This window comes from Cupriavidus sp. SIMBA_020, from assembly GCF_046535395.1.
GTDB lineage: Bacteria > Pseudomonadota > Gammaproteobacteria > Burkholderiales > Burkholderiaceae > Cupriavidus > Cupriavidus campinensis.
Map to the genome: position 1 here is coordinate 1 of NZ_JAWRWU010000294.1, position 308 is coordinate 308.

The window sequence follows — 308 nt, forward strand, 5'->3', positions numbered from 1 at the left end:
CGAATAATTGATGCCATAGGTCGCCAGCGGCCAGCCATAGTTCCTGCCGGCCTGCACCAGGTTGATTTCGTCGCCGCCGCGCGGACCATGCTCGTGCTCCCACAGCGCGCCGGTCCAGGGATTGAGCGCCATGCCCTGCGGGTTGCGATGGCCGTACGACCAGATCTCGGGCCGCGCGCCGGCCTGGCCCACGAAGGGGTTGTCGGTCGGCACCGAGCCGTCCACCTTCAGCCGCACCACCTTGCCTTGCAGCTTGTCCAGGTCTTGCGCGGTCGGGCGCTGGTTGTTCTCGCCCAGCGAGATGAACA

The 308-nt window shown here is 66.9% G+C and carries 1 protein-coding gene; it reads right to left on the reverse strand.

Going from position 1 to position 308, the window contains the following annotated elements; translation table 11 throughout:
• Positions 1-308: PQQ-dependent sugar dehydrogenase (locus tag SB751_RS29270; RefSeq protein WP_410748938.1), on the reverse strand; the 308-nt coding region annotated here is incomplete at both ends.